Raw genomic sequence first — 26,862 nt, forward strand, 5'->3', positions numbered from 1 at the left:
CCGCGCACACCAGGCGCGGGGTGAGCGGGTCCCAGCCCGGGCAGTCGGCACCCGGAAGACATGCGCGGCCCGGTCAGCCGAGTGCCCGCAGTCCCGGTACCAGGGTCACCAGTACCGGGATCACCGGCACCAGCGCGGCCAGGGCCGTCAGCCGGAGCCGGTGCAGGGCGGGGAGGCGGTCCGGTGCGGTGAGCAGGCGGTGCACACGGTGCGGGACGTGCGCGTGCGGGGTGGGGCAGGGGCCGAACACGCCCCGCTCCTCGTTGAGTTCGACCAGCGCCAGGGCGGTGGTCAGCCGGCCGAAGCGGCGGGATGCCATGTCGTCGGCGGCCAGTTCGACCAGCCGGTGCATCTCGTCGCGGAACGCGGCGAACACCGGTACCTGAGGGAACCCGCCCGCCAGCGCGGCCGAGCTGTGCAGCAGCCAGTCGTGCCGGGCCTGCGCGTGGCCCTGCTCGTGGGCGAGGAGCGCGTCCAGCTGACGGCCTTTCAGGCGACGCAGCGCGGCCGTGGTGATGACGAGCTGGGGCGCCGCCCCGGGCAGCCACCAGGCGTCGGGACGCTCGCCCTCCAGCACCACCAGCCGACCGCCCACCGGCTCCTCACCCGGCAACAGTGGTGCGCGCACGAGGAGTTCGGTCCGCCGCGTACGCCGTCCCGCCCGGGACCGTACGATCTCGCGCACCAGCATCGCGAGGCTCCACAGGCCGCCGGAGGCGAGCAGTACGGCGGTGGCCGCGGCCCACGGCCCGGCCGCGCCGAGGGCGTAGGCGTCCACGACCGCGTGCGGAGCCGGGGCGAACACGTTCCCGCGCACCGCCTCCCAGGCAGCGGCCGCGCTGAGCGTCATCGACAGCGCGCAGCACAGCAGAACGGCCACCACGAAGCACTGCCACACCCAGAGGGCGACGACCGGTTCGCGGTCCGCCCAGTCGGCCCGGGCCAGGAGCCGGGGAGCGAGAATGGCGGTCAAGGCGCCGAGCAGCAGCAGTGCCACGGGGACCATCATGGACAGCACCCTATGAGCGCGAGGCCGCTCACCGTACGGCCCATGACGCCGAAGTGACGCAGGCAACGCCGCGGGCGGCCCGGCAGGCGCTCACGCCGTTCACATCGTCAACAGCATCGTCACCATGCCGATCCCCATCGACAGCCGGCACGCCCGCGCCAGCTCCGGGCGGTCGCCCCAGCGCGGGGACCCGGATCCGGCCACCGCGACGGCGGCGGGCACCAGGCGCGCGCCGGCGAGCAGGACGTAACCCGTGAAGTACACGAGGAGCGCGCCGGTCAGCAAGGGCACTCCCAGGCCACCGTGCACATGGTGTGCGGCGGGCGGGGCGACGGCCATCACCACCGACATGTAGACCATCGCGCACGTACCCACCAGATGGTGCAGATGGTGCGGGACGGTGCGGGCGGCCCACAGCGCGCGCAGCCCCGCCGCCGCGAACACCGCCGCGTACAGCGGCCACGCCCAGCGCGGCGGGGTGAAGGCGGCCGCCGGTACGGCCATCACGGCCATGCCGAAGCCCATCAGCGCCTCGCCGCCCGCGGCCCGGCGCTGCTCCTCGACTCCGCTGCGCATCCGCAGCAGGCAGTAGGCCCCGGTCGCCGCGCACAGGGCGACCAGTAGCCAAGCGGCCGGAACCGGTCCGTGCACGCGCACCTCCCCGCTCGACGCTCGGTCGAGGATGTGATGCCCGCGCCAGGCGGAGCGCACGCGAGCGCAAGGGTGTACACGGGGAGCACTCGGCGGAGCACGGCAGGTGAGCGGGGATCGAGTGAGAATGATTTCCAGGTAAAACACGTGCTAAATTGATGTGATGAGCAGTATGACCCCCCGCCGACTTCCCCTCTCCGGCGTGCTCCGCCTCGGGCGGCCCTCCGACATCTGGTTCAAGCCCGCGCTGAGCGCGGTCGCCGCGGTCGCCCCGCCCAACCTGATCCTGCTGGGCCTCGGCCGCCTGGACCTCGCCATGTACACGATGGCCGGATCCCTGTGCGCGCTCTACGGTCACAGCAGGCCCTACGCCGCCCGGGCCCGCGTGCTCGCCTGGGTGGTCCTCGGCATGGTCGGCGGCCTCGCCGTCGCGCTGCTCGCGGCGTCGCTCACCACCGACGCCGTCGTCCTCGTCACGGTCGGCGCCGTCATGGCGGCCGTGCAGAAGACCGTGTGCGACGCCACCCGGCTCGGGCCACCCGCCAACGTGGTGCTCACCTTCATCAGCTCCGCCTCGCTGTTCGCGCCGCAGACCCTCGGCCAGGTACCCGGACACGTCGGGCTCTCCCTGGCGGCGGGCGCCTGGGCCTGGCTGGTCGGCATGGCGCCCGGGCTGCTGCGCCCGCACGGCCCCGAACGACGCGCCACCGCACAGGCGCTGAACGCCGCCGCCGTGTACGCCGACACGCGCGGCACTGGTGCCGGACACGTCACGGCCCGCGTCGCGAGCGCCGCCGCGGTCCACGCCGCCTGGCAGTCCCTGCTCGCCGCACGCCCCGACCGCGCCCGGCGCGCCCTCGAACAGCTCCTGGTGCGGGCCGAGGTCGCCCTCGCCGCCCCCGCCGACAGCGACCCCGCCCGGCTGCGTGCCTGGGCCCGCGAGCTGCGCGGCACCGGCCGGATACCGCGGGTCGAGACCCCCCGCGCGGCCGCCGGCGAACTCCTCGGTCCGCAGGCCGGACCCGCCCGGCCGCGACCGTCGTTGCGGCACCGGCTCGCCCCTCTCGCGCCGATCGCCGCACGCACCGCGATCGGCTGCGCCCTCGCCGGCTACGCCTCCCTCGCACTCGGCGTCGGCCGCCCGTACTGGGCCCTGGTCACGGCGGCCTCCCTCTACCAGGCCAACGTCACCCTCACCTGGAGCCGGGGCATCCAGCGCGTCGTCGGCAACCTCGTCGGCGTGCTCGCCTTCGCCGCCCTCGCCCCGCTCGCCCACCTCCACCCGGCCGCCCTGGTGCTGTGCTGCCTCGCCCTCAACTTCGGCGCCGAGGCGCTCATGGGCCGCAACTACTGGCTCGGCAGCGTCTGTGTGACCCCGATGGCCCTGCTCATCACCGAGTTCGCCCGCACCCAGGACCCGGGGAGGCTGATGACCGAACGGGTCGTGGACACCCTCGTCGGCGCGCTGGTCGGCTTCGTCGCGGCCGTCGCCGTCACCAACCGGCGCGCCGGCGACCGCCTCGCACACGCCCTGGCCACGGCGGAACGCGCCCGCGAGAACACCGCCCGGCTGCTCGCGGAGCCGCACCCGGCGCCCCGCGCCCTGGAGTCCGCCCGCCGAGCCCTCGCCGCCGCCCTCGCCGACCTGCGCGCCACCGCCGACGCCGCCGCGGGCGAATGGTGGCAGCGCGCCCTGCCGCAGGAGCGGGTCGTGCTCGCCGAGCGGAGCGGACACCGTACGCTCGCGGCGACGGTACGACGTCAGGGGTTCGTGCCGCGGCAGGACGAGGACCAGGCCCGGGGCCAGGGGCAGGACCCGGACAGGGCGACGGAGGACATACGGCCATGACGGCGACGAACGGCGGACCCGCGCGCGAGGACGACACGGCAGACGCCGGACCGGGCGGGACGGCGCAGCGGGCCGACGCACGGCAGGCAGAGCCGCGGTCCCCGGCCGACTCCGAGACCGGCACCGGTACGGTCACCGGCCGCGGCACCGGCGCGGGTGCCGGGCCGAGCGACACCGTCGCCGCCGTCGTCCGGCAGTGGCAGACCGTGCGCCCCGAGCTGGACACCGGGCCCATGCAGGTCATCGGCCGGATCAACCGTTGCGCCGCCCTGCTCCAGCAGGCCGAGGACGCGCCGCTGCGCCGGGCCGGTCTCAGCCGCCCGGAGTTCGACCTGCTCGGCGCGTTGCGCCGCACCGGCCACGAGCTGACCCCGGGCGAACTGGCCCGGGAGACCTTCTCCTCCGGGGCCGCCGTCACCAAGCGGCTCAAGCAACTGACCGAGCGCGGCCTGGTCGAGCGGCGCGGCGACACCCGCGACCGGCGCGTCACCCACGTCCGGCTCACCGACGCCGGCCGTGACCTGGTCGACGGCATCCTTCCCGAGCAACTCGCCTACGAGGCCGCCGTACTGGCGGTCCTGGCCCCGGCAGGACAGGGCGAACTCGCAGGACTGCTCGGGGAGTTGCTCAGCCGTCTGGAGGGCCGGATGGAGGCGTTGCGGGCGTAGCGCGGCGTCAGAGGACGTCGTGGACCGTACGGCGATGGGTGGAGCGCCGGTCGTCGATGTCGGACCAGCGGTCGCCGTAGACGTTGCGCGTGATGGGCGGCTCCCGCAGGAAGTCGTGCGGAAAGCCCAGCGGGACCGCGCTCGCCTCGTCCAGCCGTCGTACCGCGTCCGCGTCCAGGCGGACCCCGGTGCTCGCCAGATTGTCGGCCAGCTGCGCCTCCTTGGTGGCCGCGATGATCGGTACGACGTTGCCCGGGCGGCCCAGCAGCCAGGCCAGCGCCACCTGCGCCGGAGTCCACCCGCCCTGCTCGGCGATGTCCAGGACGACGCTGATCACGTCCTCCTCCCAAGCCGCCGGCTTGTCGCCCACGGTGTCCAGCCGGCCCGTCTGTCCGCGCCGGTACTTCCCGGTGAGCTTGCCGGCCGCCAGCGGCGCCCAGGCGAACACCGCGAGGTCGAACGCCCGGGCCTGCGGCAGGAGTTCGCGCTCCGGGGTGCGCTCCAGCAGGTTGTAGCGCAGCTGTGAGCCCGCGAAGCCGGTCCAACCCCGCAGCTCGGCAAGAGTGTTGGCCTGGGCGATCTCCCACGCCGGCCAGTCCGAGACACCCACGTACTGCACCTTGCCGGAGCGCACCACGTCGTCCAGGGCCCGCATCACCTCCTCGACGGGGGTGAAGTTGTCGCGGGCGTGCACCCACAGGACGTCGAGCCGGTCCGTGCGCAGCCGCCGCAGGCTCTCCTCGACGGACTGCACGAGGTTCTTGCGGTGGTTGCCCGCGGAGTTGGGGTCCCTGTCGCGGGTGCCGCACGTGTACTTGCTGGCCAGGACGTAGAAGTCGCGCCGTCCGGCGAGCAGTTCACCGAGGATCCGCTCCGAGCTGCCCGAGGTGTAGTTGTTCGCGGTGTCGATGAAGTTCCCGCCCGCGTCCGTGTAGGCCTCGACGATCCTGGCGCTGACGTCCTTGTCGGCGCCCCAGCCCCAGTCCTCGCCGATGGTCATCGTGCCCAGCGCGAGTTCGCTGACGCGCAGACCGGTCCTTCCGAACAACGTGTAACGCACGTGTGCTCCCTCTTCTCGCGTGCCCAAGAGCCCCAGCGGGCACGGCAGTTCGTGCGGGCGACGCTAGAGGCTCGAGTGCGCGCGAAGGCAAGCGGTGAGCGGCGTCTCAGCCCTCCGTGTCCGCCAGGTACACCCCGAACGCGGCGCCCTGCGGGTCCCGCAGCACCGCGATGCGCGGGCCGTCCGGCACCGTCGCCGGGGCCATGACGACGGTGCCGGACGCCCGGTCCGCGGTCTCGGCCGTCGCGTCCACGTCGGTCACCGCGAAGTACGGCATCCAGAACGCCGGCGCCTCGGGCGGGAACCGGTCGCCCATGTCGGCCATGCCGCCGAACGTCGCTCCGTTGACGGCCCACTCGGTGTACTGGTCCGAGCCCTCGGCGCTCCAGCCGAACACCGTGGTGTAGAAGTCCCGGGCCCGGTCGGTGTCCCGGGTGGCCAGTTCCACCCAGCCGAGCGCGCCGGGCGCGTTGAACAGCCCGGCGCCGGGGAACGACCGCGCTTGCCACAGCTGGAACGCCGCGCCCGTCGGGTCCAGGACCACCGCGAACCGGCCCACGTCGAACACGTCCATCGGGCCGACGACCACCGTCCCGCCGGCCTCCTCCACACCGTGTACCTCCGCGTCCGCGGCCAGTACGGCGAACGAGACGTTCCACGCCACCGGCTGCGACTCCTGGTACAGAGGGGTGAGCGCGGCGACGGGCGCGTCGCCGAGGTACGCCATCGTGTACCCGCCCGCCTCCGGCCGAGGGTCCGTCTCCGGCCGCCACCCGAACAACTCGGTGTAGAACCGCTTGGCCCCCTCCACGTCGCTGGTCCCCAGCTCGGTCCAGCACGGGCCGCCGGTCACCGGCTTGTCGAACTCCATGGCGGTTCCTTCCGGAAGGGACGGAGATCCTGCCGCGCCGAGCGCGACCCTCTCCGGCACGCTAACCCCGTCCACCGGGCCCGGCCATCCGAACCACCCCCTGCGCGCGGACTCGTTTGCCGGGACGTCCGGGGGTGCGGAGCCCGCTGCGTGTCGGGGTCGGTCGGCAGTTCTCTGGTCGGTGTCGGATCGGATCCCGGTCCGGGGGGCCCGGCCGTCCGGGGGGCGTCTGCGCGGGGGACTCGTCCGGCCGGGGCGGCGTTGTGCGCGGACGTTGTTCGTTGGGTCGGTCCCGGGGCCGTGGAGTCCGCCGGTCGACGCGGCTGACCGCGAGTTCCCCGGCCGGTGGCCGGAACAGTTCTCCGCCCCGTGCCGCGGCGATTCTCGGGCCGGTGCCGCATAGGCTCACTGTCCGGCCGGTGCCGCATCAGCTCCCCGTCCGGCAGGCCCGGCCGCCCGAATGGCTCCCCAGCGCGTGGAGCCCGCCCGTCCACGCGGGCGGCCGCCGGACTCCCGGTGGTCGGCGCATCCGGTGTCAGATTCCCGGCCGGTATCGCAGCGGATGGTCCGCCGGGATCTCCACCAGGGCGATGCGGAGGCCGTCCGGGTCGGCGATCCACATCTCGATCAGACCCCACGGCTCCTTCACCGGTGGCCGGACGATGTCGACGCCCTTCGCCACCAGCTCCTCGTGCGCGGCGCTCACGTCGTCGACCTGCAACCACAGCCGCACCGCGGGCGAGGACGGGGTCTCGGAGCGACCGGAGACCTCCAGGAAGCCGCCGCCGAGGAAGTAGACCGTGCCGCGCTCGGGGCCCGTACCGAACTCGCGGTAGACGGCCAGTCCCAGCCGCTCGCCGTAGAAGGCGCGGGAACGCTCGGGGTCCGTGGGGGTGAGCAGCGTCCGGCTGCTGAGTACATGCACCATGCAGGCGGAGCCTACTGGCAGGGTTACCCTCAACCCTGGCTCAGCCACGCCCGAGAACGGAGACCGCCTCATGGACACCCCCGCCACCGGACTCACCTTCCGTGACGCCGACGCCGCCGACGTCGACGCCCTGGTCGCGCTGATCGAGTCGGCGTACCGCGGCGACGCGAGCCGGGCCGGGTGGACCACCGAGGCGGACATCCTGGACGGGCGGCGCACCGACCCCGAGGGCGTGCTAGAGGTGATCAAGTCGCCGGACAGCCGGCTGCTCGCCGTGGAGCAAGGCGGCCGGATCATCGCCTGCTGCCAGCTCGAACACCGCGGTGCCCACGCCTACTTCGGGATGTTCGCCGTCAGCCCCACGCTGCAGGGCGCCGGCCTCGGCAAGGCGGTCATGGCCGAGGCGGAGCGCTGGGTCCGCGAGGCCTGGGGCGTCACCGAGATGCACATGACGGTGATCTCCGTACGGGACGACCTGATCGCCTGGTACGAGCGCCGCGGCTACCGCCGTACGGGACGGATGAGCCCGTTCCCGTACGGCGACGAGCGCTTCGGCATCCCGCAGCGCGCCGACCTCCAGTTCGAGCTGCTGATCAAGAAGCTCGCCTGACCGCTCCGGTGTGATCCCTACGCGGTGAAGCGGGCCGTGCGCTTGATCTCCGGGAAGTCGGTCGTCGCGCCGTCCAGCTCCAGGGCGCGCACCAGCCGCAGATGGTCCTGCGTGTTGACCACCCAGCCGATGATCCGCAGGCCGGACGCGCGCGCCCGCTCGACGACCTCCAGGGTGATCCGGCGGATGTTGAGACACAGGGTCGGGGCGCCCACGGCCACGGCCCGCTCCACCACGTCGGTGCCGTAGCGGTCGGCGATCAGCGCCGTGCGCACCCCCGGCACCAGCCGGACGATCTCGGCGACCGCCTCGTCGTGGAGCGAGGACACCTCCACCCGCCCGAGCAGGTCCCGTTCGTGCAGCACCTTCGCCAGTGCCCGGGCCGCCGCCACGTCCTTGATCTCGGCCTGCAACGGCGTGTGCACCGCGTCCAGCACCTCCTCGAACACCGGCACCCGCTCCCCGCGGCCCGCGTCCAGGGCGCGCAGCTCGGCCAGCGTCTTGTCGGCGATCGGCCCGGTGCCGTCGGTCGTACGGTCCACCTCCGCGTCGTGCATGACGACCAGGGCACCGTCCTTGCTCAGGTGCAGACCGAGTTCGATGAGATCGAGGCCGGCATCCTGCGCGGCGACGAAGGAACGAAGGGTGTTCTCGGGCTCGACACCCATGACCCCGCGGTGACCGATGGTAAGGAAGTTCAAGGTTCGACTCGCTTCCGTCGACGGCGGCTCGGCGCGCGCGGGACGGGCGGACGCCGTCGTCCGCGCGGGCAGGCTCGCAGCCTAATCGCCGGGGCCCGCGATGAACCCGCACGTGCACGCCGTACGGGCGCACGCCGCGTGTCTCAACTGGCCGGTATGCGCCCCGGCCGTCACCCGCACGTGGGCGAGTCCCCGCGCCCTTGACTGACCGGATCGGTACGGTGCCCGGACGCTGTGTGCCCACGGGCGCTCGACGGAAGTGAGCGTCGTCACGGTTTACGGCAGGAAAATCAGCGGTGACCATGGGATCCAGCGAGAAAATTTCCCGAGGTACCTCTTGATGGCGGAAACCGGGTATGCATACGGTGTCCATACGCGAGGTTCTCCCGTGGAGGATGGAATATGACGGAAATTCTTGTGCAGGCAGCTATGGAGGGGAACATTCCTTCGTTGACCAGGGTGATTGAGCACCCGGCCTGGCCTGTGCTCAAGGATGCCGTGGAGCAGATCCGGCCATGGCAGAACAAGGACGGATCGATCGACTTCGCGGCCGAGGGCGCCCCGGCCGAGGCCGCCGCGCAGGCCGCCGTGCGGCGTGTCGTCGACGCGATCGAGCGGCTCTCCCCGTTGCTCCCGCACGACGAGGCCTATCACCGGGCCCTCGTGCAGGACCTGCGCCGCTGGGCCGAGGGCGGCTTCGAGGTGCCCGACTTCCTGGACTCGCTGCTGGCCTTCCAGCCCGCCGCGAACCGCGCGGACGGCCTGCAGCACCTGGTCGTCTTCCCGATGTACACGCAGAACGGCAACCTGGACCGCAACCTGGAGGCGGTCGTGCTGCGCATGGTCTGGCCGGACTGGCTGGCCGAGCTGGAGCGCACCCGCTACGACAACCCGCTGTTCTGCGGCATCACGTTCGAGGACTTCACCTCGGGCTACGACACCAACTCCGCCGTCCTGTTCCCGGAGACCATCGCCGTACGCGAAGCGCCGGAACGTTTCTCCTGGGGTGGCATCTTCTGCGACCGCGAGGCCGCCCGCTTCCGCCGGGTCACCGACGCGGCCGTCGGCATCCTGGGCCTGCGGCTGCCCGAGGACATCGCCGCGATGGTCCACGACCAGAAGCGCTGCGAAGAGGCCTTCGTGCTGTGGGACATGGTCCACGACCGCACCCACAGCCACGGCGACTTGCCGTTCGACCCGTTCATGATCAAGCAGCGCCAGCCGTTCTGGATGTACGGCCTGGAGGAGCTGCGCTGTGACCTCACCGCCTTCAAGGAGGCCGTGAAGCTCCAGGCGGACGGCGTCCCGCAGGCCCGTGACGTGCAGTACGCGGTGCTCTTCGACCGGATGTTCCGCTTCCCGGTCACCGGCGACCGCGTCCGCAACTACGACGGCCTCGGCGGCCAGCTGCTCTTCGCCTACCTGCACAAGCACGACGTGCTGAGCTGGACCGACAACAAGCTCGCCATCGACTGGGAGCGCGCCCCGCAGGTCACCAACCAGCTGTGCGCCGAGATCGAGAAGCTCTACAAGGACGGCATCGACCGCCCGAAGCTGGTGCACTGGTTCGCCGGGTACGAGCTGGTCGCCACGTACCTCGCCCCGCACCCCGGCTCCAAGTGGGCGAAGGGCCCGGACGCCCTGGACCTGACCCAGCCGCCGCGCAAGCTCGTGGACGACGTGCTTCCGGACGAGTTTCCGCTGAGCATGTTCTATGAGGCCCTGTCCAAGAAGCTGAAGAATGTGATCGCCTCGACCAAGGGCATCACGGCGGACGGCGCCGAGCGGGTCGCCGCGTGAGCGACCGCCTTCAGAACACTGCTCAAGAGGGGAAGAACATGGTGGGGAACGGGTCTCTCAAGGGTGCGGTGATCGCGGTGGCCGGCGCGGGCGGCCCCGCCGGGCACGCGACAATGGTGCGGCTCGCCGAGGCGGGCGCGGTCGTCGTCGGCGCCGACAACAACCCCGAGCGCCTGGCGGAGGCCGTGGACGCGGCCCGCTATGCCAACGGCGGCGCCACGGTCACCGGCGAAACGGTCGACCTGCTCGACCTGGGCTCGACCCGCGACTGGGCGGCGCGGATCGAGAAGGACCACGGCCGGATCGACGGTCTGGTCCACCTCGTCGGCGGCTGGCGCGGCAGCGCGACCTTCGCCGAGACCGACCTCGCGGACTGGGACCTGCTGGAGAAGCTGCTGATCCGCACCGTCCAGCACACCTCCCTCGCCTTCTACGACGGCCTCCAGCGCAGTGACCGCGGCCGGTACGTGCTCACCAGCGCCGCCGGCACGGCCAAGCCCACCGCCGGCAACGCCGCGTACGCCGCGGCCAAGGCCGCCGCCGAGGCCTGGACACTCGCCATGGCGGACGGCTTCCGCAAGGCGGGGGGCGAGCAGGGGCCGCGCTCGGCGGCTGCCATCCTGGTGGTGAAGGCGCTGGTGCACGACGCGATGCGCGCCGAACGCCCCAACGCGAAGTTCGCGGGTTTCACGGACGTCAAGGACCTCGCCGAGGCCATCGAGGGCGTCTGGAGCAAGTCCGCCGCCGAAGTGAACGGAAACCGTCTGTGGCTGACCGAGAAGCCGTGAACCCTCCCAGGACCGACGCGCGTCGCCACCACGACCCGTACGTCCGCGGTTTCGCCAGTGACAACTACGCCGGAGCCCACCCCGAGGTGCTGGCCGCCCTGGCCCTGGCCAACGGCGGCCATCAGGTGGCGTACGGCGAGGACGAGTACACCGAGAACCTCCAGCAGATCGTCCGCGGCCATTTCGGGCCCACCGCGGAGGCCTTCCCGGTCTTCAACGGCACCGGCGCGAACGTCGTCGCCCTCCAGGCGGTCACCGATCGCTGGGGCGCGGTGATCTGCGCCGAGAGCGCGCACATCAACGTCGACGAGGGCGGCGCCCCCGAGCGCATGGGCGGCCTGAAGCTGCTCACCGTGCCCACGCCCGACGGCAAGCTCACGCCCGAGCTGATCGACCGGCAGGCGTACGGCTGGGACGACGAGCACCGCGCGATGCCGCAGGTCGTCTCGATCACCCAGAGCACGGAGCTGGGCACGCTCTACACGCCCGGGGAGATCCGCGCGATCTGCGAGCACGCCCACGCGCACGGCATGAAGGTGCACCTGGACGGCTCCCGCATAGCCAACGCTGCCGCCTCGCTGGACGTCCCGATGCGGACGTTCACCAACGCGGTCGGCGTCGACATCCTCTCGCTGGGCGGGACCAAGAACGGCGCCGTGTTCGGCGAGGCCGTCGTCGTCATCAACCAGGACGCGGTGCGGCAGATGAAGCACCTGCGGAAGATGTCGATGCAGCTCGCCTCCAAGATGCGCTTCGTGTCGGTGCAGTTGGAGGCGCTGTTGGCCAAGGACCTGTGGCTGCGCAACGCCCGCCACTCCAACGGGATGGCCCAGCGCCTGGCCGAGGGCGTGCGCGCGGTGCACGGGGTGGAGATCCTCTACCCGGTGCAGGCCAACGGCGTCTTCGCGCGCCTTCCGCACGACGTGAGCGAGCGGCTGCAGAAGCGGTTCCGGTTCTACTTCTGGGACGAGGCGGCCGGAGTGGTGCGCTGGATGTGCTCCTTCGACACCACGGAAGAGGACGTCGACAGCTTCGTGGCGGCGCTCAAGGAGGAGATGGCGCGCTGACTCCCGCCCATGCGTCGCGCCGCATGCATAGGTATGCGACCACCCGAAAAGTCATTGACTCTCGGGTGGTCGCATTCCTATGCTCTGCGCGCATGGAGCTGATCCAGAACACCGCCGACCTCTCCGCCTACTTGGTCGCTGACGAGGTCATCGACCATCACCATCCCCTCGTCCGGGCGACGGCTGCCCGATTGGCCGAGGGGGTCGTGGACTCGTATGCCTATGCGCGCGTCGCCTACGAATTCGTGCGCGACACCATCCCGCACTCCGACGACGCCGACGACCCGCGCGTCACCTGGCGCGCCTCGGACGTGCTGGAGCAGCGCACCGGCATCTGCTACGCCAAGGCCCACGCGCTGGCCGCGCTGCTGCGCGCCGAGGACATCCCCACGGCCCTGTGCTACCAACGGCTCAGGCACGACGACGGCACCGGCCACGCCGTACACGGTCTCGTCGCCGTACGCTTCCACGGCGCCTGGCACCGGCAGGACCCGCGCGGCAACAAGCCCGGTGTGAACGCGCAGTTCTCCCTGGACGGCGAGCGGCTGGCCTGGATCCCCGACCCCGCGATCCGGGAGCGGGACTATCCGGTCCTGTACGCCGAGCCGCACCCGCTCGTCCTCGGCGCCCTGAGGGCCGCGCCGGACCGGCCGTACCTGTGGAAGGCGCTGCCGGACGCACTCTGAGGTGCCCACGTCTCATCCAGGGGCATCTCGCGGACGGGTGCCGCCGGTCGTTCCTGACGCCGCGACTCAGGTGCAGGAATGGGGAGTTGGCGAGCGGCAGGGCCGTCTCGTACGTGGTGTGGTGCGTACGGGCGCTGGCGTCAGTGTGCCTCGGCCGCGCGCAGCTGCTCGGCCGTCGGTGCCGTACCACCCAGGTGGGCGGGCAGCCACCAGGAGTCCTCCGTACCCTTGGGGCGGCCCGGGTAGGCGCGCTGGGCGGCCTCCAGTACGTCCTGGACACGCTCGCGCAGACGGCGGGTGATCGCGCCCGCGTACTGGTCGCGGGGTGCTTCGACCGCCTCGCCGACGCGGATGGTGACGGGCAGGTGGCTGCGCTTGAAGTTACGGGGCTGGCCCTTCGTCCACAGCCGCTGCGTGCCCCACACCGCCATCGGGACCAGCGGGACACCGGCCTCCTGGGCGAGGCGGGCCGCGCCCGACTTGAAGCCCTTCAGCGTGAACGACTGCGAGATGGTGGCCTCCGGGAAGACCCCGATGACCTCGCCCGAGCGCAGCGAGTCCAGCGCGTGCGCGTACGCGTCCTCGCCCTGCTTGCGGTCCACCGGGATGTGCTTCATGCCGCGCATCAGGGGACCGGAGACCTTGTGGCGGAAGACGGACTCCTTGGCCATGAAGCGCACGAGGCGCTTCTGGGGGAGGGCCGCCAGGCCGTTGAAGATGAAGTCCAGGTAGCTGATGTGATTGCTCACCAGCACGGCGCCGCCCGAGCGCGGGATGTTCTCCGACCCCTGACAGTCGATCTTCAGGTCCCAGACCTTGAACAGCGTCTTGGCGAAACCGATGACGGGACGGTAGACGATCTCTGCCATGGGCGGGGTGGACCCTTTCTGCTCTGCTCGGGAAAGGGGTTCCCGGCGGAAAAGTTACGCAGCCGTAGGTTTACGACGTCTCGCAGATCGTGCCCGAAGAACGGACCGGTAGCCAGTCTTGGTGCCCTGCCGCGGCGAGATCCTCGTCACGTCGGCCTACATCCCACCTCAGATATTTAAGTCCCCTTTATGTGTGATTCGGGCTTTCCGTATGCGCGGTTCGAGCCCTCCGCCACCGCGACTGTGCCGAGGGGCGGGAATCTTTGCGGCCGGACCGGTGCTTGGGGAGGATGAGCGGAAGTGACGGAGCGGGAGAGTGCGGGTGCGCGGGCGGGGCGAAGACATGCGGCTGGCGGCGGCCGAACTGGGCGGCGAACTGGGCGAGCGGGCCACGCTCGTCCAGTTCTCGAGCGCATTCTGCGCGCCCTGCCGGGCCACCCGGCGCATCCTCGGCGAGGTGGCGGCGATGGTCCCCGGCGTGGCCCATGTCGAGATCGACGCCGAGGCCCGTCTGGGCCTCGTACGCGAGCTGGAGATCCGCAAGACGCCCACCGTGCTCGTCCTCGACGGGGACGGCCGCGTGGTGCGCCGGGCCGTCGGCCAGCCCCGCAGGGCCGACGTCATCGCCGCACTGGGGGAGGCCGTGTGAGGGTGCCTCAGAAAGCGGTGCGGCATCTTCCGGATCCCGGATCGCACTTGACTGCGCGCGCCATCTATCGTCAGCCTGACCGTATGCCGATCGAACTCCTTCTCCACGGGCGGGCCCACGTCGATCTCGCCCGCACCGCGAGCGCGCGCTGTCCGGGCTGTTGAGAAGTCACGGACCTGCTCGTCCCCCTCGGCAGAAGGACCACTCCATGACGGCCACGCCCGGCCTCGGCGCCCCTCGGCTCGCCTCCCCCGACCTGCTCCGCTCGACGTTCCGCCGGCACGCCGCCGGTGTCGCGGTGATCACCGCGCGCGGCGCCGCCGGTCCGATCGGCTTCACCGCCACCTCCCTCACCTCGGTCTCCGCCGAGCCCCCGCTGATCTCCTTCGGTATCGGCACGGGCGCCTCCAGCTGGCCCGCGATCGCCGAGGCGGACCACGTCGGCGTGCACATACTCGGTGAGCACCAGAGCGAGCTGGCCGCCACTTTCGCCCGCAGCGGCGCCGACCGCTTCGGCGCGCCCACGGCCTGGCGCGAGGGCCCGGAAGGCGTGCCGGTCCTCGACGACGTGCTCGCCTGGCTGGTCTGCCGGATCGTGGGACGCGTCCCGGCCGGTGATCACCGCATCGTGCTCGCCGAGGTCGTTCTGGGGGACCCCTCGGGTGCCGGCCGGCCCCTTCTGTACCACCAGGGCCGCTTCAGCGGCCTGCGGGACTGAGCGCGCCGGCCTCTTCTGCGGGGCCGTCGAGTTCCGGTTACGCTGCGTTGCGAAGGTCACAGTTCAAAGCGCTTGCTTAGCGGGCAGGAACTGGGTGTACTGACGAGTAATATTTCGGTCGGAGCGCGCGGACGCCCCGATCGGGATCGGCCGCTTGAGGCGCCTATGCTGCCTGCAAGAGGCAGCCCGGAAATGACGATGCAGTAGGAGAGCCGGCGTGAGCTTGAGGATCGTTGTCACTGTGAAGTACGTGCCCGACGCCACTGGCGACCGGCACTTCGCCGATGACCTGACCGTCGACCGCGACGACGTGGACGGTCTGCTCTCCGAACTGGACGAGTACGCGGTCGAGCAGGCCCTGAAGATCGCGGAGGACGCGGACGACGCCGAGGTCACCGTTGTGACGGTCGGCCCCGAGGACGCCAAGGACGCGCTCCGCAAGGCTCTGTCGATGGGCGCCGACAAGGCCGTCCACGTCGAGGACGACGACCTGCACGGCACCGACGCCATCGGCACCTCCCTGGTGCTGGCCAAGGCGATCGAGAAGGCCGGTTACGACCTGGTCATCTCCGGCATGGCCTCCACCGACGGCACCATGGGCGTCGTACCGGCGCTGGTCGCCGAGCGTCTCGGTGTTCCGCAGGTCACCCTGCTCTCCGAGGTCTCCGTCGAGGACGGCGTGGTCAAGGGCCGTCGTGACGGCGACGCGGCGAGCGAGCAGCTCGAGGCCTCCCTGCCGGCGATCGTGTCCGTGACGGACCAGTCGGGCGAGGCGCGTTACCCGTCCTTCAAGGGCATCATGGCGGCGAAGAAGAAGCCGGTGGAGTCCTGGGACCTGTCCGACCTGGACATCGAGGCCGAGGAGGTCGGTCTCGAGGGTGCGTTCACCAAGGTCGAGACCGCGACCGAGCGCCCGGCGCGCACGGCCGGCACCATCGTCAAGGACGAGGGCGAGGGCGGCAAGCAGCTCGCTGAGTTCCTCGCGAGCCAGAAGTTCATCTAAGGGCTCGCCCCCGCTGACCGCCCCTCAACTTCGTTACGCAGGAGAGCAATCCCATGGCTGAAGTCCTCGTCTACGTCGACCACGTGGACGGTGCCGTCCGCAAGCCCACCCTGGAGCTGCTGACCCTGGCCCGCCGTATCGGCGAGCCCGTCGCCGTCGCGCTGGGCAACGGCGCCGCCGACACCGCCGCGACGCTCGCCGAGCACGGCGCGGTGAAGGTCCTCACCCACGACGCGTCCGAGTACGCCGACTACCTGGTCGTGCCGAAGGTCGACGCCCTGCAGGCCGCCCACGAGGCCGTCTCCCCGGCCGCCGTGCTGGTCCCCTCCTCCGCCGAGGGCAAGGAGATCGCCGCCCGTCTGGCGCTGCGCATCGGCTCCGGCATCATCACCGACGCCGTCGACCTCGAGGCCGGCGACGAGGGCCCGGTGGCCACCCAGTCGGTGTTCGCCGCGTCCTTCACCACCAAGTCCCGCGTCATCAAGGGCACCCCGGTCATCACGGTCAAGCCGAACTCGGCCGCCGTGGAGGCCGCCCCGGCCGCCGGTGCGGTCGAGGCCCTCGCCGTGGTCTTCTCCGAGAAGGCGACCGGTACCAAGGTCACCGCCCGCACCCCGCGTGAGTCGACGGGCCGCCCGGAGCTGACCGAGGCCGCGATCGTGGTCTCCGGCGGCCGTGGCGTGAACGGCGCCGAGAACTTCTCGATCATCGAGGCACTCGCCGACTCCCTCGGCGCGGCCGTCGGTGCCTCGCGTGCCGCCGTCGACGCCGGCTGGTACCCGCACACCAACCAGGTCGGCCAGACCGGCAAGTCGGTCTCGCCGCAGCTCTACATCGCCAACGGCATCTCCGGTGCGATCCAGCACCGCGCCGGCATGCAGACCTCCAAGACGATCGTGGCCGTCAACAAGGACGCCGAGGCCCCGATCTTCGAGCTGGTCGACTACGGCGTCGTCGGCGACCTCTTCGACGTCGTCCCGCAGCTGACCGACGAGATCAAGGCCCGCAAGGGCTGAGCCCGCCCAGGCGCACGTCCGAGGCCCCGGTGACCGACGCGGTCACCGGGGCCTCGGTGCATCCTGGTGACGAACCGCCAGGTCGGACCAGGGTCCGGACAGGGTGTTGACCAGCGAGAACCACCCGGATAACTTCATTCTACGGATTATTGATTCCGTACAGCGGAAAATTGGAGGGTGTGGGATGGGTCAGCAGGACAAGGTGGCGACGAGCCTCGCGGGCGCCGTCAGCGAGGAGATCAGCGCCTCCCTGGCACCGGTCGACGCGGAGCTGGAGCGCCGCTACCCCGGGGACCCCGGCACCCGGCAGCCCGTCCACACCGTCTATGTCCCCGGTGACGCCTTCGCCGCCGACACCATCCGCTCCTGGGGCGACCGCGCCCTTGCCGCCCTCGACGAGCACGCCCCCGACGCCGCCTCCTTCGCGGCCGTCCTCGGTCTGTCCGAGGACCTCGCCGAGCCGGTCTACTCGCGCGTCCGCGCCAAGCTGGAGCGCGAGCCCATCGAGGACCTGCGCGTCGACTTCGAGGACGGCTACGGCCCCCGCCCCGACGCCGAGGAGGACGAGACGGCGGCCCGCGCGGCGCGCGTGATCGCGGAGGCGTACAAGAACGGCACGGCGGCGCCGTACATGGGCATCCGCATGAAGTGCATGGAGGCGCCGGTACGCGACCGGGGCATCCGTACCCTCGACGTCTTCCTCACCGGCCTGATGGAGGCCGGCGGCCTGCCCGAGGGCCTGGTCCTCACGCTGCCCAAGGTGACCTACGCCGAGCAGGTCAGCGCGTTCGTCCGGCTCCTGGAGGCCTTCGAGAAGGTGCACGGTCTGGACGCCGGCCGGCTCGGCTTCGAGATCCAGATCGAGACCAGCCAGTCCATCCTCGCCACCGACGGCACCGCGACCGTCGCCCGGATGATCCAGGCCGCCGAGGGCCGCGCCACGGGCCTGCACTACGGCACCTTCGACTACAGCGCCTGCCTCGGTGTGTCCGCCGCCTACCAGGCCAGCGACCACCCGGCCGCCGACCACGCCAAGGCGGTCATGCAGGTCGCGGCGGCGGGCACCGGAGTCCGGGTCTCCGACGGTTCGACGAACGTCCTGCCCGTCGGCCCGACCGCCAAGGTCCACGACGCCTGGCGCCTGCACTACGGCCTGACCCGCCGCGCCCTCGCCCGCGCCTACTACCAGGGCTGGGACATGCACCCCGGCCACATCCCGACCCGCTACGCGGCCGTCTTCGCCTTCTACCGCGAGGGCTTCGAGCAGGCCGCCGGCCGCCTCGCCCGCTACGCCAACCGCGCCGGCGGCGACGTGATGGACGAGCCCGCCACCGCCAAGGCCCTCAGCGGCTATCTGCTGCGCGGCCTGGACTGCGGCGCCCTCGACATCGCCGAGGTCGCCCGCCTCACCGGTCTGACCCGCGCCGACCTGGAGGGCTTCGCCGCCCCCCGGCGCGGCGACCTGACCGCCTCCGCGAAGTAGCGGGAGACGTAGGAGCAGAAGGCCCGCCACCGTCCCGGCCGCCGGCCCGGGGCGGTGGTGCGTCAGCGGTGTCTCAGATCGTCCGCCGGCCGTCGGCGTACGGTTCGAGCCCCGACTCCGTCACCCACCGCTGCTCCGCGAACAGCCGGGTGCCCAGCGCGCTCAGAGCGCGATCGGCCCGGATCCGGGCGACGAACTCCTCCGGCGTGAGCCCGAACAGCTCTCGCAGCGGGGCCGAACCCGCGAGGAGCTCGCTGAGCAGTGGGCGCTGCCCGGGATGCGGGCGTGGCGCACCGGCGCCGTCGTGCAGCACCCCGTGCCGGTTGACGTACGCGTACGTCCCCGCGAGCACCGCACCGTCCGGCAGCTCGACGCGCACCTCGGACGCGGGCAGCCACGCGCGCCGGTAGTTGCCCTCCGGCAGCGGCACGCCCTCGCTGGCGTCGATCATCTCCAGCTGGCGCCGGTCCAGCCAGATGACGAACAACTCCCTCGACGCATCAGGGGACTTGACGGGTGACGCGGAGACATAGCCGCAGAGGCTGACGTGCGCCGAGACGCCGACGTCGAGGCCGCGCACCCGGGACCGCACCATCGGCACCGGGGAGTCGATCCCGGACTCGACCATCTTGTGCCGCAGTTGGCCCGGACAGGCGTTGGAGCCGACCGTGAGCACCGGCACCCGGTCGTCGTACACCAGGCGCTCCAGCGGGAGCATCCGGTCGCCGTGCAGCAGTCCGGACGCGGTGGGCCAGGCGCCCGGGTAGGTCAGGGGATGGTCGCGGGGGGCCTCGGCGAGGCCGAGTTCCGCCAAGGTCCGTCCGGTCATGCGCGGTTCAGTCGGCCGGCGGCAGCTCGCCCGAGCCGCGCGTGATCAGCCGGGTGGGCAGCTCGATGCGCTCCGGGGCGACGAGACCGCCTTCCAGCTGCCGGAACAGGCGCTCGGCGGCCGTACGGCCGAGGGCGGCCGCGTCCTGCGCGACGACCGTGACGCCCGGCTGGAGCAGATCGGCCAGCTCGAAGTCGTCGAAGCCGACGAGGGCGACCGGGCGGGGCTGCTCGGCCAGGACCCGGATCACCGTGACCGTCACCCGGTTGTTGCCCGCGAAGATCGCGGTGACGGGGTCGGCCCCGGCGAGCATCTCCTCCGCCGCCGGGCGCACCCGCTCCGGGTTCGTCGCCCCCAGCGACATCCAGTCGTCCTCGACCGCTATCCCGGCGTCCTCCATGGCCGCCCGGTAGCCGCGCAGCCGCTCGGCGGCGGTGTGGATGCGGGGCATGTCGCCGATGAACCCGATCCGGCGGTGGCCGTGCGCGATCAGATGGGCCACACCGTCCCGGGCGCCGCCGAAGTTGTCGGAAAGGACCACGTCGGCGTCGATCCGCCCGGCCGGACGGTCCACGAACACGGTCGCCACCCCGGCCCTGATCTCCGGTTCGAGATAACGGTGGTCGTCCCCGGCCGGGATCACCACCAGACCGTCCACCCGCCGCGCGCAGAGCGCCAGCGCCAGCTCCTGCTCGCGCTCCGGGTCCTCGGCGCTGGATCCGTTGATCAGCAGGGCGCCGTGCGAGCGGGCCACCTCCTCGACGGCGCGGCTGAGCGGGCCGTAGAACGGGTCGGCGAGGTCCTCCAGGACCAGACCGATGCTCGCCGTACGGCCCTTGCGCAGCACGCGGGCGCTGTCGTTGCGGCGAAAGCCCAGTGCCTCGATCGCCTCCTGCACCCGGCGTTCGGTGTCCGGGGTGACCCCGGGCTCGCCGTTGACCACCCGGGAGACCGTCTTCAGCCCGACACCGGCCCGCGCCGCCACGTCCTTCATCGTCGGGCGGTTGCCGTAGCGGGTCCCGGGCAGGCGGTCTGCTGGGCGGGTGATCTCGGGCACGATGCGGCGTCCTGTCCTGTCGTACGTGTTCTCCCATGGGGGTGCGCGGATCCATGGGCTTGTATGAGGATGTGGCGTCGAGCATAGAGCCTGGACAACGTTGTCAGATGCGAGAGAGACTGTCCACCGCTGTCTGTCGGCCTGCGCCCCCACCGCCTGACCGGCCTGCGTCTCATTGGTCTTTGGTTATCGAGCTTCAACGGGGAGATCTGACTCTCATGCACACCGACCTCGTGGCGGCACTGGACATCGGTGGCACCAAGATCGCCGGCGCGCTGGTGGACGGCGACGGCCGCATCCTGGCGCGAGCCCAGCGCGGAACGCCCGCCCAGCAGGACGGCGAAACGGTCATGCGGGCCGTCGAGGACGTACTCGGCGACCTCGCCGACTCGCCGCTGTGGGCCCGCGCGGGCGCCCTCGGCATCGGCAGCGCCGGCCCGGTGGACGCTTCGGCGGGCACCGTCAGCCCGGTGAACGTGCCGGGCTGGCGCGACTTCCCGCTGGTCGAGCGGGTGCGTGCGGCCACCGGGGGCCTTCCGGTCGAGCTGATCGGCGACGGCGTCGCCATCACGGCGGCCGAGCACTGGCAGGGCGCGGCGCGCGGCCACGACAACGCACTGTGCATGGTGGTCTCGACGGGCGTCGGCGGTGGCCTGGTCCTGAACGGGCAGCTGCACCCCGGCCCGACCGGCAACGCCGGGCACATCGGGCACATCAGCGTCGACCTCGACGGTGACCCGTGTCCGTGCGGTTCGCGGGGCTGTGTGGAGCGCATCGCCAGCGGGCCCAACATCGCCCGCCGCGCCCTGGAGCAGGGCTGGCGCCCGGCTCCCGACGGTGACGTCTCCGCGGCCGCCGTGGCCGCCGCCGCCCGCGAGGGCGACCCGGTCGCCGTGGCCTCCTTCGAGCGGGCGGCCCAGGCGCTGGCCGCCGGTATCGCGGCCACCGCGACCCTGGTCGAGATCGACATCGCGGTCATCGGCGGGGGTGTGGGCAAGGCGGGCGACATCCTCTTCACACCCCTGCGCAAGGCCCTCACCGACTACGCCACCCTGTCCTTCGTCCAGCGCCTCACGGTCACGCCCGCGCAGATGGGCACCGACGCGGGCCTGGTCGGCGCGGCGGCGGCCGTCCTGGCCCGCAGGCCGGACGCGACGGCGGCGGTCTGAACTCCGGCGCGGACAAGGGGACTTCACATCCCGTCCCCTGCCCGCGCCCTGGCCGGCCGGGACACCGGCTCCCACGGCCCGGCGCGGACCGGTGACCGTCGCGCGTGCGTCGGCAGGCTCGGGCGGGGCGGAGCCGGTCGCGGACGTGCGTCAGCAACTGACCTGTGCGTCCGCCCAGTCCGCGTGGTCCGAGTCGTTGCCGTCGCCTCCGTCGGTGACGACGAGGCGGACCACCTGGGCGCCGGTGACGTCGGCGGTGAGCGGGTGGGCGGACATCGCGTTGGTCAGGACGTCCGTCGAGGCGACCTCGGTGCCGTCCGCCCAGATCTCGAAGGCGACGGTGCCCTTCGTGCCCTTCTCGTCGTCCACGCCGACGTCCGCGGTGACCTTCGTGCAGGCCTTGCCGGTGTAGAAGGAGATGTCACTCGGCGCGTGCGCCCCGAGTCCCTTGGCGTACACCGTCCCGCCGATGGTGATCGGGTGCCCGTCACCCGCGGCGCTCTCCCCGTTGCTGGTGTCGCGTTCCACCGGCCCCCAGCCGCTGGTCGCCGACAGCCAGGGCAGGTCGCTGAGGTACGACGTCCCGGTGGGCGGCCGCAGCACCACGGACGCGCTGAGCGGGAGGGTGCTGGTGACCTGCCGGCCGGCCGGTGAGCGGTAGCGCGCCCGCAGCGTGAGGTCGTAGGAGCCGGCCGGTGTCCCGGCCGGTGCGGTCACGCTCCAGCCGGTGCGCAGGGTCCGGCCGGTGGCGAGGGCGGCGGCCGTGGTCGCCGTGGTGGGCCGTACGGTCCATCCGCCGGGGCCGGTCAGCGACACGGAGACCCGGCGCGCGGGCGTCCGGCCGAGGTCGGTGACGGTGCTGGTCAGTGTGGTCGGGGTGGCGGCCTCCAGCAACGGGCTGCCGTCCAGGCCGAGTTCGGCCGCCGGCGGATGGGCCGCCCAGTGCGGGTCGGCCGAGACGCGCAGCAGGACCGTGCCGTGGGCCGGGACGGTGGCGGCGACGGTGCCGGCCGTGTTGTAGCTGGTGTGCTGCCACAGGTCCCGCAGGGTGTAGGCGGGGGCGCCGGGCAGGTCGACGGCGCTCGCGGTGGTGGCGATCCGCTGGGCGGTGCCGGACTCGTTGAAGAGGGCGACCGCGCGGCTGCCGTCCTTCATCTCCTTGGCGATCACCCAGCGCCCGTCCTGCGAGGAGACGACCGTGCCCTGTTTGCCGAGCGGGTCCTGGTCGACGGCGATGACGTCCTTGTTGTCCAGGATGTCGAAGGTCGCCTGGGAGGCCTTGCGCAGGTCGGTGCCGATGAGCAGCGGCGCGGCCATGACCGACCAGAGGGAGAAGTGCGAGCGGTACTCGGTGTCCGTCATGCCGCCGTTGCCGACCTCCAGCATGTCGGGGTCGTTCCAGTGGCCGGGGCCGGCGTGGGGCGCGAGCGGCAGGTTCTGTTTGAGGATCGACACCATCGAGCCCCAGTTGTCGCTGATGTCTCCGGTGGTCCGCCAGAGATGACCGACGTCCGCCGCCCACTCCCAGGGCTTGTTCTCGCCCCATTCGCAGATGCTGTAGACGATGGGCCGCCCGGTCGCCTTGAGCGCGTCGCGCATGGTCGTGTACCGCTGCTTGGCGTCGACGCCCTGGTTGTTGCAGTTGTCGTATTTGAGGTAGTCGACGCCCCAGTCGGCGAACTGCCGTGCGTCGCTGTACTCGTGGCCGAGCGCGCCGGGGAAGCCCGCGCTGTTGCAGGTCTTGGTGCCGGCGCTGGTGTAGATGCCGAGCTTGAGTCCCTTGGAGTGGACGTAGTCGGCGACGGCCTTGATGCCGTTCGGGAAGCGGGCCGGGTCGGGCACCAGCTTGCCGTTCGCGTCGCGGTTCGGCAGGGCCCAGCAGTCGTCCAGATTGACGTACTGGTAGCCGGCGTCCTTCAGGCCCTTCGCCACGAAGAGGTCGGCGATGCCCTTGACCATCGTCTCGTTGAAGTCGGCTCCGCAGTGTGTGGAGTTCCAGTTGTTGAAGCCCATCGGCGGGGTGAGGGCGAGGCCGTCGGCCAGGGCGGGGGCGGTGGGTGCCTGCCCGGGGGCCGCGACGGCCGGGGCGGCGAGGCCCGCCGTGCACAGCAGCCCCGCGGTGAGTGCTCCGGCCAGTCTTCGGCGGGTGGTGCGGGTGTGAGGGTGACGCATCGTTGACGTTCCTCCGACTCGCGAGAGGTGGATGACGCCATGGCCGTGCCTGGGCGTCATGTATGTGTCAGCTGTGCGCGTTTACGGTAGGACCTGTCGGACTGTGTTGGAAGAGGTTCGTCACGACTGTTCGACAGGCCGTCGGAGGCGTTGGCGACCGGCTGTTTCACCCTGTGGAGGGCGCAGGGTGTTCGGATGTGTTTGCTTTCGGGGCTCAGGTCTGGTCGCCGACGCGGCCCCACCCCGGGAGCGGCGGCTGGGGCCAGGCGGGCGGGTGCGGAAGGAGGTGAGCCGGGTGGTCGGCCGTGAGCACGTCGGCGGGGAGGCGTCCACTGAGCCAGCCGAGCACCTGATGCCCGGCCCCGGCGACCGAGGGGCCCTCGGCCGTCACCGACCAGTTCCGGCCGAGATCGACGGCCTTGACCGAGACGAGCGGGAAGCCCTGGGCGCGCAGCGTGCCGAGGGTGTCGTCCAGCGCCCAGGAGACGTACGCCTCCGGCCAGCGGTCGGTGCCGTGGCCCGTGCCGAGGTCCAGGTGGTGGGTCTCAAGCTCCCGCAGGCAGCGCAGCAGGAGGTACCAGGCGGGGTGCCGCCAGCCGGCCAGCGCCGCGACCGGACGCTCCCAGGCGGGGCCGGGCATCGCGCGCGCGTGCGCGGTGAACCGGTCGAGGCTCTCCCGCAGCAGGGCCACGAGCCGGTCGGCGGGCAGCGCCGCGTCCCGCGCCGTCGCGGTGGCCGACGCCGCCGCGTCCGCGCGCGGGCCGGGTGCGCGGCCGGTGCGCGCGAGCCGCAGCAGCCACACATAGGCGTCGGCACTGTGGGCGACGTGGGCGAGGACATGGCCGCGCGTCCACCCGGGCAGCCCCGAAGGGGCGCGCAGGGCGGCGTCGGGCAGGGCGGCCGCGGCCCGTACGAGCCGCCCGCCCGAGCGTACGACCAGCTCGACGGGATCGGCCCCGGCGCGCAGGGCCGGCAGCCCGCTCACCGGAACTCCCGCACGACCTCGATGCGGCCGACGATATGCGCGTTGAACTCGTCCAACTCCTCGGCCGGCACCCACAGTTCCAGGATCGTCTCGCCACCGGCCTGCCGGACCGGGTAACGGGCGAGGAACTCCGTGTCGACCTCGAAGCGGGTCACGAAACCGGCGCCGTCGTACTTGACGTTCCAGTCCCGGGCGATCCGGATCGCGTAGTCCTCGTTGAGAACCGGGTAGAAGATCGGCTGCTCCGGGAGCCGGGGCGGCCAGGCCCGACGGTCGAGCGCGCGGACCAGCTCCAGCTCCTCGGGGCCCGTCGGGCGCCAGAGGGTGGTGGTGGGGCGGGGGCTGGTCATGGCTGTCGCCTTCCTGGGTCATCGCGGCAGTGCCGGTGCCGGACGATACCCGCGCGGTGATCGTCGGGGCCACGGGATTTCCCGCCGCCCGCCCGGACCCCCGGTGCGGGGGGATTCGCCGTCTCCACGCACCCGCCGGGGCCGGTCGTCCTGGCGGATCCCGGCCACGGTCACCGCACCGGACGCCCGTCGAGCCGAGGTGCGCAACCACGCGGGTGCGCGTGACCCGGGGGCCGCTTCCGTAGTTGATCAGCCCATGAAGAAGCGCAGCATCCTCGCCCTCGCCACCCTGGCCACCGGATTCGTCGTGGCCGCCGTCACCCCGTCCCACGCGGCGGACGACGGCCCGCTCGGAGACCTCGGCATCCAAGGCTCCCTCCACCCGGCCGGTGACCTCGTCAGCCAGGACGGCCTGGCGCCCATCGACGAGGAAGCCCTCGGGCAGCAGTAGTGCGGGTCCCCCCGTGCCCGTGAGTGCCGGTGTCCCCGCCGCGGGGGCACCGGCACTTCCGTGCGGGCGCCCTCACCGGGGCGGGGTTTCCGTGGCAGGGTGTTGCGGGCAAGCCACAGGGGGTCGAACAGAAGAGGGGGAGTCCGTGACCGTCGTCTGGATCAACGGCGCGTTCGGTGCGGGAAAGACCACGGCCGCACGGGAACTGATCGAACTGGTCCCGAACAGCACGCTCTTCGACCCCGAGGTCATCGGTGGGTCGCTCGCGCACCTGCTGCCGCCCAAGCGCCTCGCCGAGGTCGGCGACGTCCAGGACCTGCCGATCTGGCGCCGGCTGGTCATCGACACGGCGGCCGCGATGCTCGCCGAGCTGGGTGGGACCCTCGTGGTGCCCATGACCCTGCTCCGCCAGGAGTACCGGGACGAGATCTTCGGCGCCCTCGCCGCCCGCAGGATCACCGTGCGGCATCTGCTCCTCGCCCCGGCTGAAACGATCCTGCGAGAGCGGATGGCCCAGCGCGAGACACCGCCGGACCTGCCCGACGGCGAGATACGGCAGCGGCAGTGGGCCTTCGACCACATCGAGCCCTACCGCGCCGCCCTCGCCTCCTGGCTCACCGCCGACGCCCATCTCGTGGACACCAGCACCCTGACCCCGTACGAGACCGCCGTCCGCATCGCCGACGCCGTCGCCGGCGGTGCCGTACCCCCCTGCGACATCGTGCAGACCCCCGACCCGACCGCCGAGACGCTCGCCTCCGGGGTGCTGCTCTTCGACGAACACGACCGGGTACTGCTCGTGGACCCCACCTACAAGCCCGGCTGGGAGTTCCCCGGCGGTGTGGTGGAGCGCGGCGAGGCACCGGCCCGCGCCGGGATGCGCGAGGTCGCCGAGGAGACCGGGATAGAGCTGCGGGAGGTGCCCCGGCTGCTGGTCGTGGACTGGGAGCGGCCCGCGCCGCCCGGCTTCGGCGGGCTGCGGCTGCTGTTCGACGGCGGCCGGCTCGAGCCCGGCGTGGCGTCCCGGGTGCTGCTGCCGGGCCCGGAGCTGCGCGGCTGGCGCTTCGCCAGCGAGCAGGAGGCCGCCGGAATGCTCCCACCGGTCCGCTACGAGCGACTGCGCTGGGCGCTGCGGGCCCGGGAGCGGGGGACCGCGCTGTATCTGGAGGCGGGGGTGCCGGTCGGCTGACCTGCCGGTGCCGGTGCCGGTGCCGACGAGGGCGGGTCGACTGACCGCGCCGCGCGCCTGCGGTGTCTCGGGGGGAGGCCGTCGCTGGGCTTGGTGGGGGATCGCGTGGTGGCTGTCGGTGCCCTGGGGCTCGTGTGCTGTGTGGTGGGGGGTGTCCTTCGTGTCGGCGCGGTCGTGGAGGGCGGGGTGGCGGGACCGCGCCGCGCGCCTGCGGTGTCTCGGGGGGAGGCCGTC

27 protein-coding genes are annotated in these 26,862 nt (G+C 72.2%); 15 read left to right on the forward strand and 12 right to left on the reverse strand.

Features of this window, described 5'->3' with window-relative positions:
* Positions 1–73: 73 nt before the first annotated feature.
* Together ADK64_RS39750 and ADK64_RS39755 are read right to left on the reverse strand one after the other, a co-directional pair.
* Positions 74–1,009, reverse strand: coding sequence for a M56 family metallopeptidase (locus ADK64_RS39750; RefSeq protein WP_053666970.1), 936 nt, complete (start codon positions 1,007–1,009; stop codon positions 74–76).
* 99 nt (positions 1,010–1,108) lie between these two features.
* On the reverse strand, positions 1,109–1,660 hold the full coding sequence (locus ADK64_RS39755; RefSeq protein WP_053666971.1) for a DUF5134 domain-containing protein: 552 nt from the start codon (positions 1,658–1,660) through the stop codon (positions 1,109–1,111).
* Positions 1,661–1,823: 163 nt separating this feature from the next.
* Between ADK64_RS39755 and ADK64_RS39760 the strand changes: the two genes are divergently transcribed.
* Complete coding sequence (locus ADK64_RS39760) at positions 1,824–3,509, forward strand: FUSC family protein (RefSeq protein ID WP_053666972.1); 1,686 nt, start codon at positions 1,824–1,826, stop codon at positions 3,507–3,509.
* Entirely contained in the window at positions 3,506–4,177 is a 672-nt protein-coding gene (locus ADK64_RS39765; RefSeq protein WP_078993129.1) for a MarR family winged helix-turn-helix transcriptional regulator, read from the forward strand. The genes ADK64_RS39760 and ADK64_RS39765 overlap by 4 nt, the downstream gene beginning before the upstream one ends.
* Positions 4,178–4,184: 7 nt before the next feature.
* Here the strand turns inward: ADK64_RS39765 and ADK64_RS39770 are convergent, their stop codons facing one another.
* The 3 genes from ADK64_RS39770 to ADK64_RS39780 form a co-directional block, all read right to left on the reverse strand.
* Entirely contained in the window at positions 4,185–5,237 is a 1,053-nt protein-coding gene (locus tag ADK64_RS39770; RefSeq protein WP_053666973.1) for an aldo/keto reductase, read from the reverse strand.
* A gap of 106 nt (positions 5,238–5,343) precedes the next feature.
* Positions 5,344–6,108, reverse strand: coding sequence for a VOC family protein (locus ADK64_RS39775; protein ID WP_053666974.1), 765 nt, complete (start codon positions 6,106–6,108; stop codon positions 5,344–5,346).
* Positions 6,109–6,643: 535 nt separating this feature from the next.
* Complete coding sequence (locus ADK64_RS39780; protein ID WP_053666975.1) at positions 6,644–7,036, reverse strand: VOC family protein; 393 nt, start codon at positions 7,034–7,036, stop codon at positions 6,644–6,646.
* Between the two features lie 70 nt (positions 7,037–7,106).
* Between ADK64_RS39780 and ADK64_RS39785 the strand changes: the two genes are divergently transcribed.
* A complete protein-coding gene (locus tag ADK64_RS39785) occupies positions 7,107–7,646 on the forward strand; it encodes a GNAT family N-acetyltransferase (protein WP_053666976.1) in 540 nt (179 codons plus the stop codon).
* A gap of 17 nt (positions 7,647–7,663) precedes the next feature.
* Here the strand turns inward: ADK64_RS39785 and ADK64_RS39790 are convergent, their stop codons facing one another.
* On the reverse strand, positions 7,664–8,347 hold the full coding sequence (locus ADK64_RS39790) for a glycerophosphodiester phosphodiesterase (protein ID WP_078993130.1): 684 nt from the start codon (positions 8,345–8,347) through the stop codon (positions 7,664–7,666).
* A 402-nt stretch (positions 8,348–8,749) separates the two neighbouring features.
* On the opposite strand from ADK64_RS39790, the gene ADK64_RS39795 reads away from it, so the two are divergent.
* The 4 genes from ADK64_RS39795 to ADK64_RS39810 all read left to right on the forward strand — a co-directional run bounded on the left by ADK64_RS39795 (position 8,750) and on the right by ADK64_RS39810 (position 12,688).
* Positions 8,750–10,147 carry a DUF6421 family protein gene (locus ADK64_RS39795; RefSeq protein ID WP_053666978.1) on the forward strand — a complete coding sequence of 466 codons (1,398 nt, stop codon included), beginning with the start codon at positions 8,750–8,752 and terminating at the stop codon, positions 10,145–10,147.
* A 41-nt stretch (positions 10,148–10,188) separates the two neighbouring features.
* Entirely contained in the window at positions 10,189–10,935 is a 747-nt protein-coding gene (locus ADK64_RS39800) for an SDR family NAD(P)-dependent oxidoreductase (protein WP_053667189.1), read from the forward strand.
* Positions 10,932–12,002 (forward strand): threonine aldolase family protein, encoded by a 1,071-nt coding sequence (locus ADK64_RS39805; protein WP_053666979.1) that lies wholly within the window; start codon positions 10,932–10,934, stop codon positions 12,000–12,002. The genes ADK64_RS39800 and ADK64_RS39805 overlap by 4 nt, the downstream gene beginning before the upstream one ends.
* A 92-nt stretch (positions 12,003–12,094) precedes the next feature.
* On the forward strand, positions 12,095–12,688 hold the full coding sequence (locus ADK64_RS39810; RefSeq protein ID WP_053666980.1) for a transglutaminase domain-containing protein: 594 nt from the start codon (positions 12,095–12,097) through the stop codon (positions 12,686–12,688).
* 140 nt (positions 12,689–12,828) lie between these two features.
* Here the strand turns inward: ADK64_RS39810 and ADK64_RS39815 are convergent, their stop codons facing one another.
* Positions 12,829–13,557 carry a lysophospholipid acyltransferase family protein gene (locus ADK64_RS39815; RefSeq protein WP_053666981.1) on the reverse strand — a complete coding sequence of 243 codons (729 nt, stop codon included), beginning with the start codon at positions 13,555–13,557 and terminating at the stop codon, positions 12,829–12,831.
* 316 nt (positions 13,558–13,873) lie between these two features.
* Between ADK64_RS39815 and ADK64_RS39820 the strand changes: the two genes are divergently transcribed.
* The 5 genes from ADK64_RS39820 to ADK64_RS39840 all read left to right on the forward strand — a co-directional run bounded on the left by ADK64_RS39820 (position 13,874) and on the right by ADK64_RS39840 (position 18,426).
* A complete protein-coding gene (locus ADK64_RS39820; protein WP_234384908.1) occupies positions 13,874–14,206 on the forward strand; it encodes a TlpA family protein disulfide reductase in 333 nt (110 codons plus the stop codon).
* A 208-nt stretch (positions 14,207–14,414) separates the two neighbouring features.
* Positions 14,415–14,924 (forward strand): flavin reductase family protein, encoded by a 510-nt coding sequence (locus tag ADK64_RS39825; RefSeq protein WP_053666983.1) that lies wholly within the window; start codon positions 14,415–14,417, stop codon positions 14,922–14,924.
* Positions 14,925–15,141: 217 nt separating this feature from the next.
* Positions 15,142–15,927 carry an electron transfer flavoprotein subunit beta/FixA family protein gene (locus tag ADK64_RS39830; RefSeq protein WP_053666984.1) on the forward strand — a complete coding sequence of 262 codons (786 nt, stop codon included), beginning with the start codon at positions 15,142–15,144 and terminating at the stop codon, positions 15,925–15,927.
* A gap of 53 nt (positions 15,928–15,980) precedes the next feature.
* Positions 15,981–16,943: an electron transfer flavoprotein subunit alpha/FixB family protein gene (locus ADK64_RS39835; RefSeq protein WP_053666985.1), complete on the forward strand. Its 963-nt coding sequence runs from the start codon at positions 15,981–15,983 to the stop codon at positions 16,941–16,943.
* Between the two features lie 184 nt (positions 16,944–17,127).
* The gene (locus ADK64_RS39840) at positions 17,128–18,426 is read left to right on the forward strand and encodes a DUF6986 family protein (RefSeq protein WP_053666986.1); all 1,299 of its coding nucleotides are present in this window, start codon (positions 17,128–17,130) and stop codon (positions 18,424–18,426) included.
* Between the two features lie 73 nt (positions 18,427–18,499).
* Here the strand turns inward: ADK64_RS39840 and ADK64_RS39845 are convergent, their stop codons facing one another.
* Positions 18,500–19,255: a hypothetical protein gene (locus tag ADK64_RS39845; RefSeq protein ID WP_053666987.1), complete on the reverse strand. Its 756-nt coding sequence runs from the start codon at positions 19,253–19,255 to the stop codon at positions 18,500–18,502.
* Between the two features lie 7 nt (positions 19,256–19,262).
* Complete coding sequence (locus ADK64_RS39850; RefSeq protein ID WP_053666988.1) at positions 19,263–20,312, reverse strand: LacI family DNA-binding transcriptional regulator; 1,050 nt, start codon at positions 20,310–20,312, stop codon at positions 19,263–19,265.
* A 218-nt stretch (positions 20,313–20,530) separates the two neighbouring features.
* Between ADK64_RS39850 and ADK64_RS39855 the strand changes: the two genes are divergently transcribed.
* Positions 20,531–21,481, forward strand: a complete 951-nt coding sequence (locus tag ADK64_RS39855; protein ID WP_053666989.1) for an ROK family protein — start codon at positions 20,531–20,533, stop codon at positions 21,479–21,481.
* Between the two features lie 150 nt (positions 21,482–21,631).
* Here ADK64_RS39855 and ADK64_RS39860 read toward each other — a convergent pair whose 3' ends face one another.
* The 3 genes from ADK64_RS39860 to ADK64_RS45660 all read right to left on the reverse strand — a co-directional run bounded on the left by ADK64_RS39860 (position 21,632) and on the right by ADK64_RS45660 (position 24,988).
* Positions 21,632–23,653 carry an NPCBM/NEW2 domain-containing protein gene (locus tag ADK64_RS39860; protein WP_199829842.1) on the reverse strand — a complete coding sequence of 674 codons (2,022 nt, stop codon included), beginning with the start codon at positions 23,651–23,653 and terminating at the stop codon, positions 21,632–21,634.
* A gap of 214 nt (positions 23,654–23,867) precedes the next feature.
* On the reverse strand, positions 23,868–24,638 hold the full coding sequence (locus tag ADK64_RS39865) for a maleylpyruvate isomerase family mycothiol-dependent enzyme (protein WP_053666990.1): 771 nt from the start codon (positions 24,636–24,638) through the stop codon (positions 23,868–23,870).
* Positions 24,635–24,988: a hypothetical protein gene (locus ADK64_RS45660; protein WP_053666991.1), complete on the reverse strand. Its 354-nt coding sequence runs from the start codon at positions 24,986–24,988 to the stop codon at positions 24,635–24,637. The genes ADK64_RS39865 and ADK64_RS45660 overlap by 4 nt, the downstream gene beginning before the upstream one ends.
* A 256-nt stretch (positions 24,989–25,244) precedes the next feature.
* Between ADK64_RS45660 and ADK64_RS39875 the strand changes: the two genes are divergently transcribed.
* Positions 25,245–25,439, forward strand: coding sequence for a hypothetical protein (locus tag ADK64_RS39875; protein WP_053666992.1), 195 nt, complete (start codon positions 25,245–25,247; stop codon positions 25,437–25,439).
* Positions 25,440–25,584: 145 nt separating this feature from the next.
* Complete coding sequence (locus ADK64_RS39880) at positions 25,585–26,628, forward strand: NUDIX hydrolase (protein WP_053666993.1); 1,044 nt, start codon at positions 25,585–25,587, stop codon at positions 26,626–26,628.
* The last annotated feature ends 234 nt before the right edge of the window (positions 26,629–26,862 follow it).

It is taken from the genome of Streptomyces sp. MMG1121, assembly GCF_001280015.1.
In the GTDB taxonomy this organism is placed as follows: domain Bacteria; phylum Actinomycetota; class Actinomycetes; order Streptomycetales; family Streptomycetaceae; genus Streptomyces.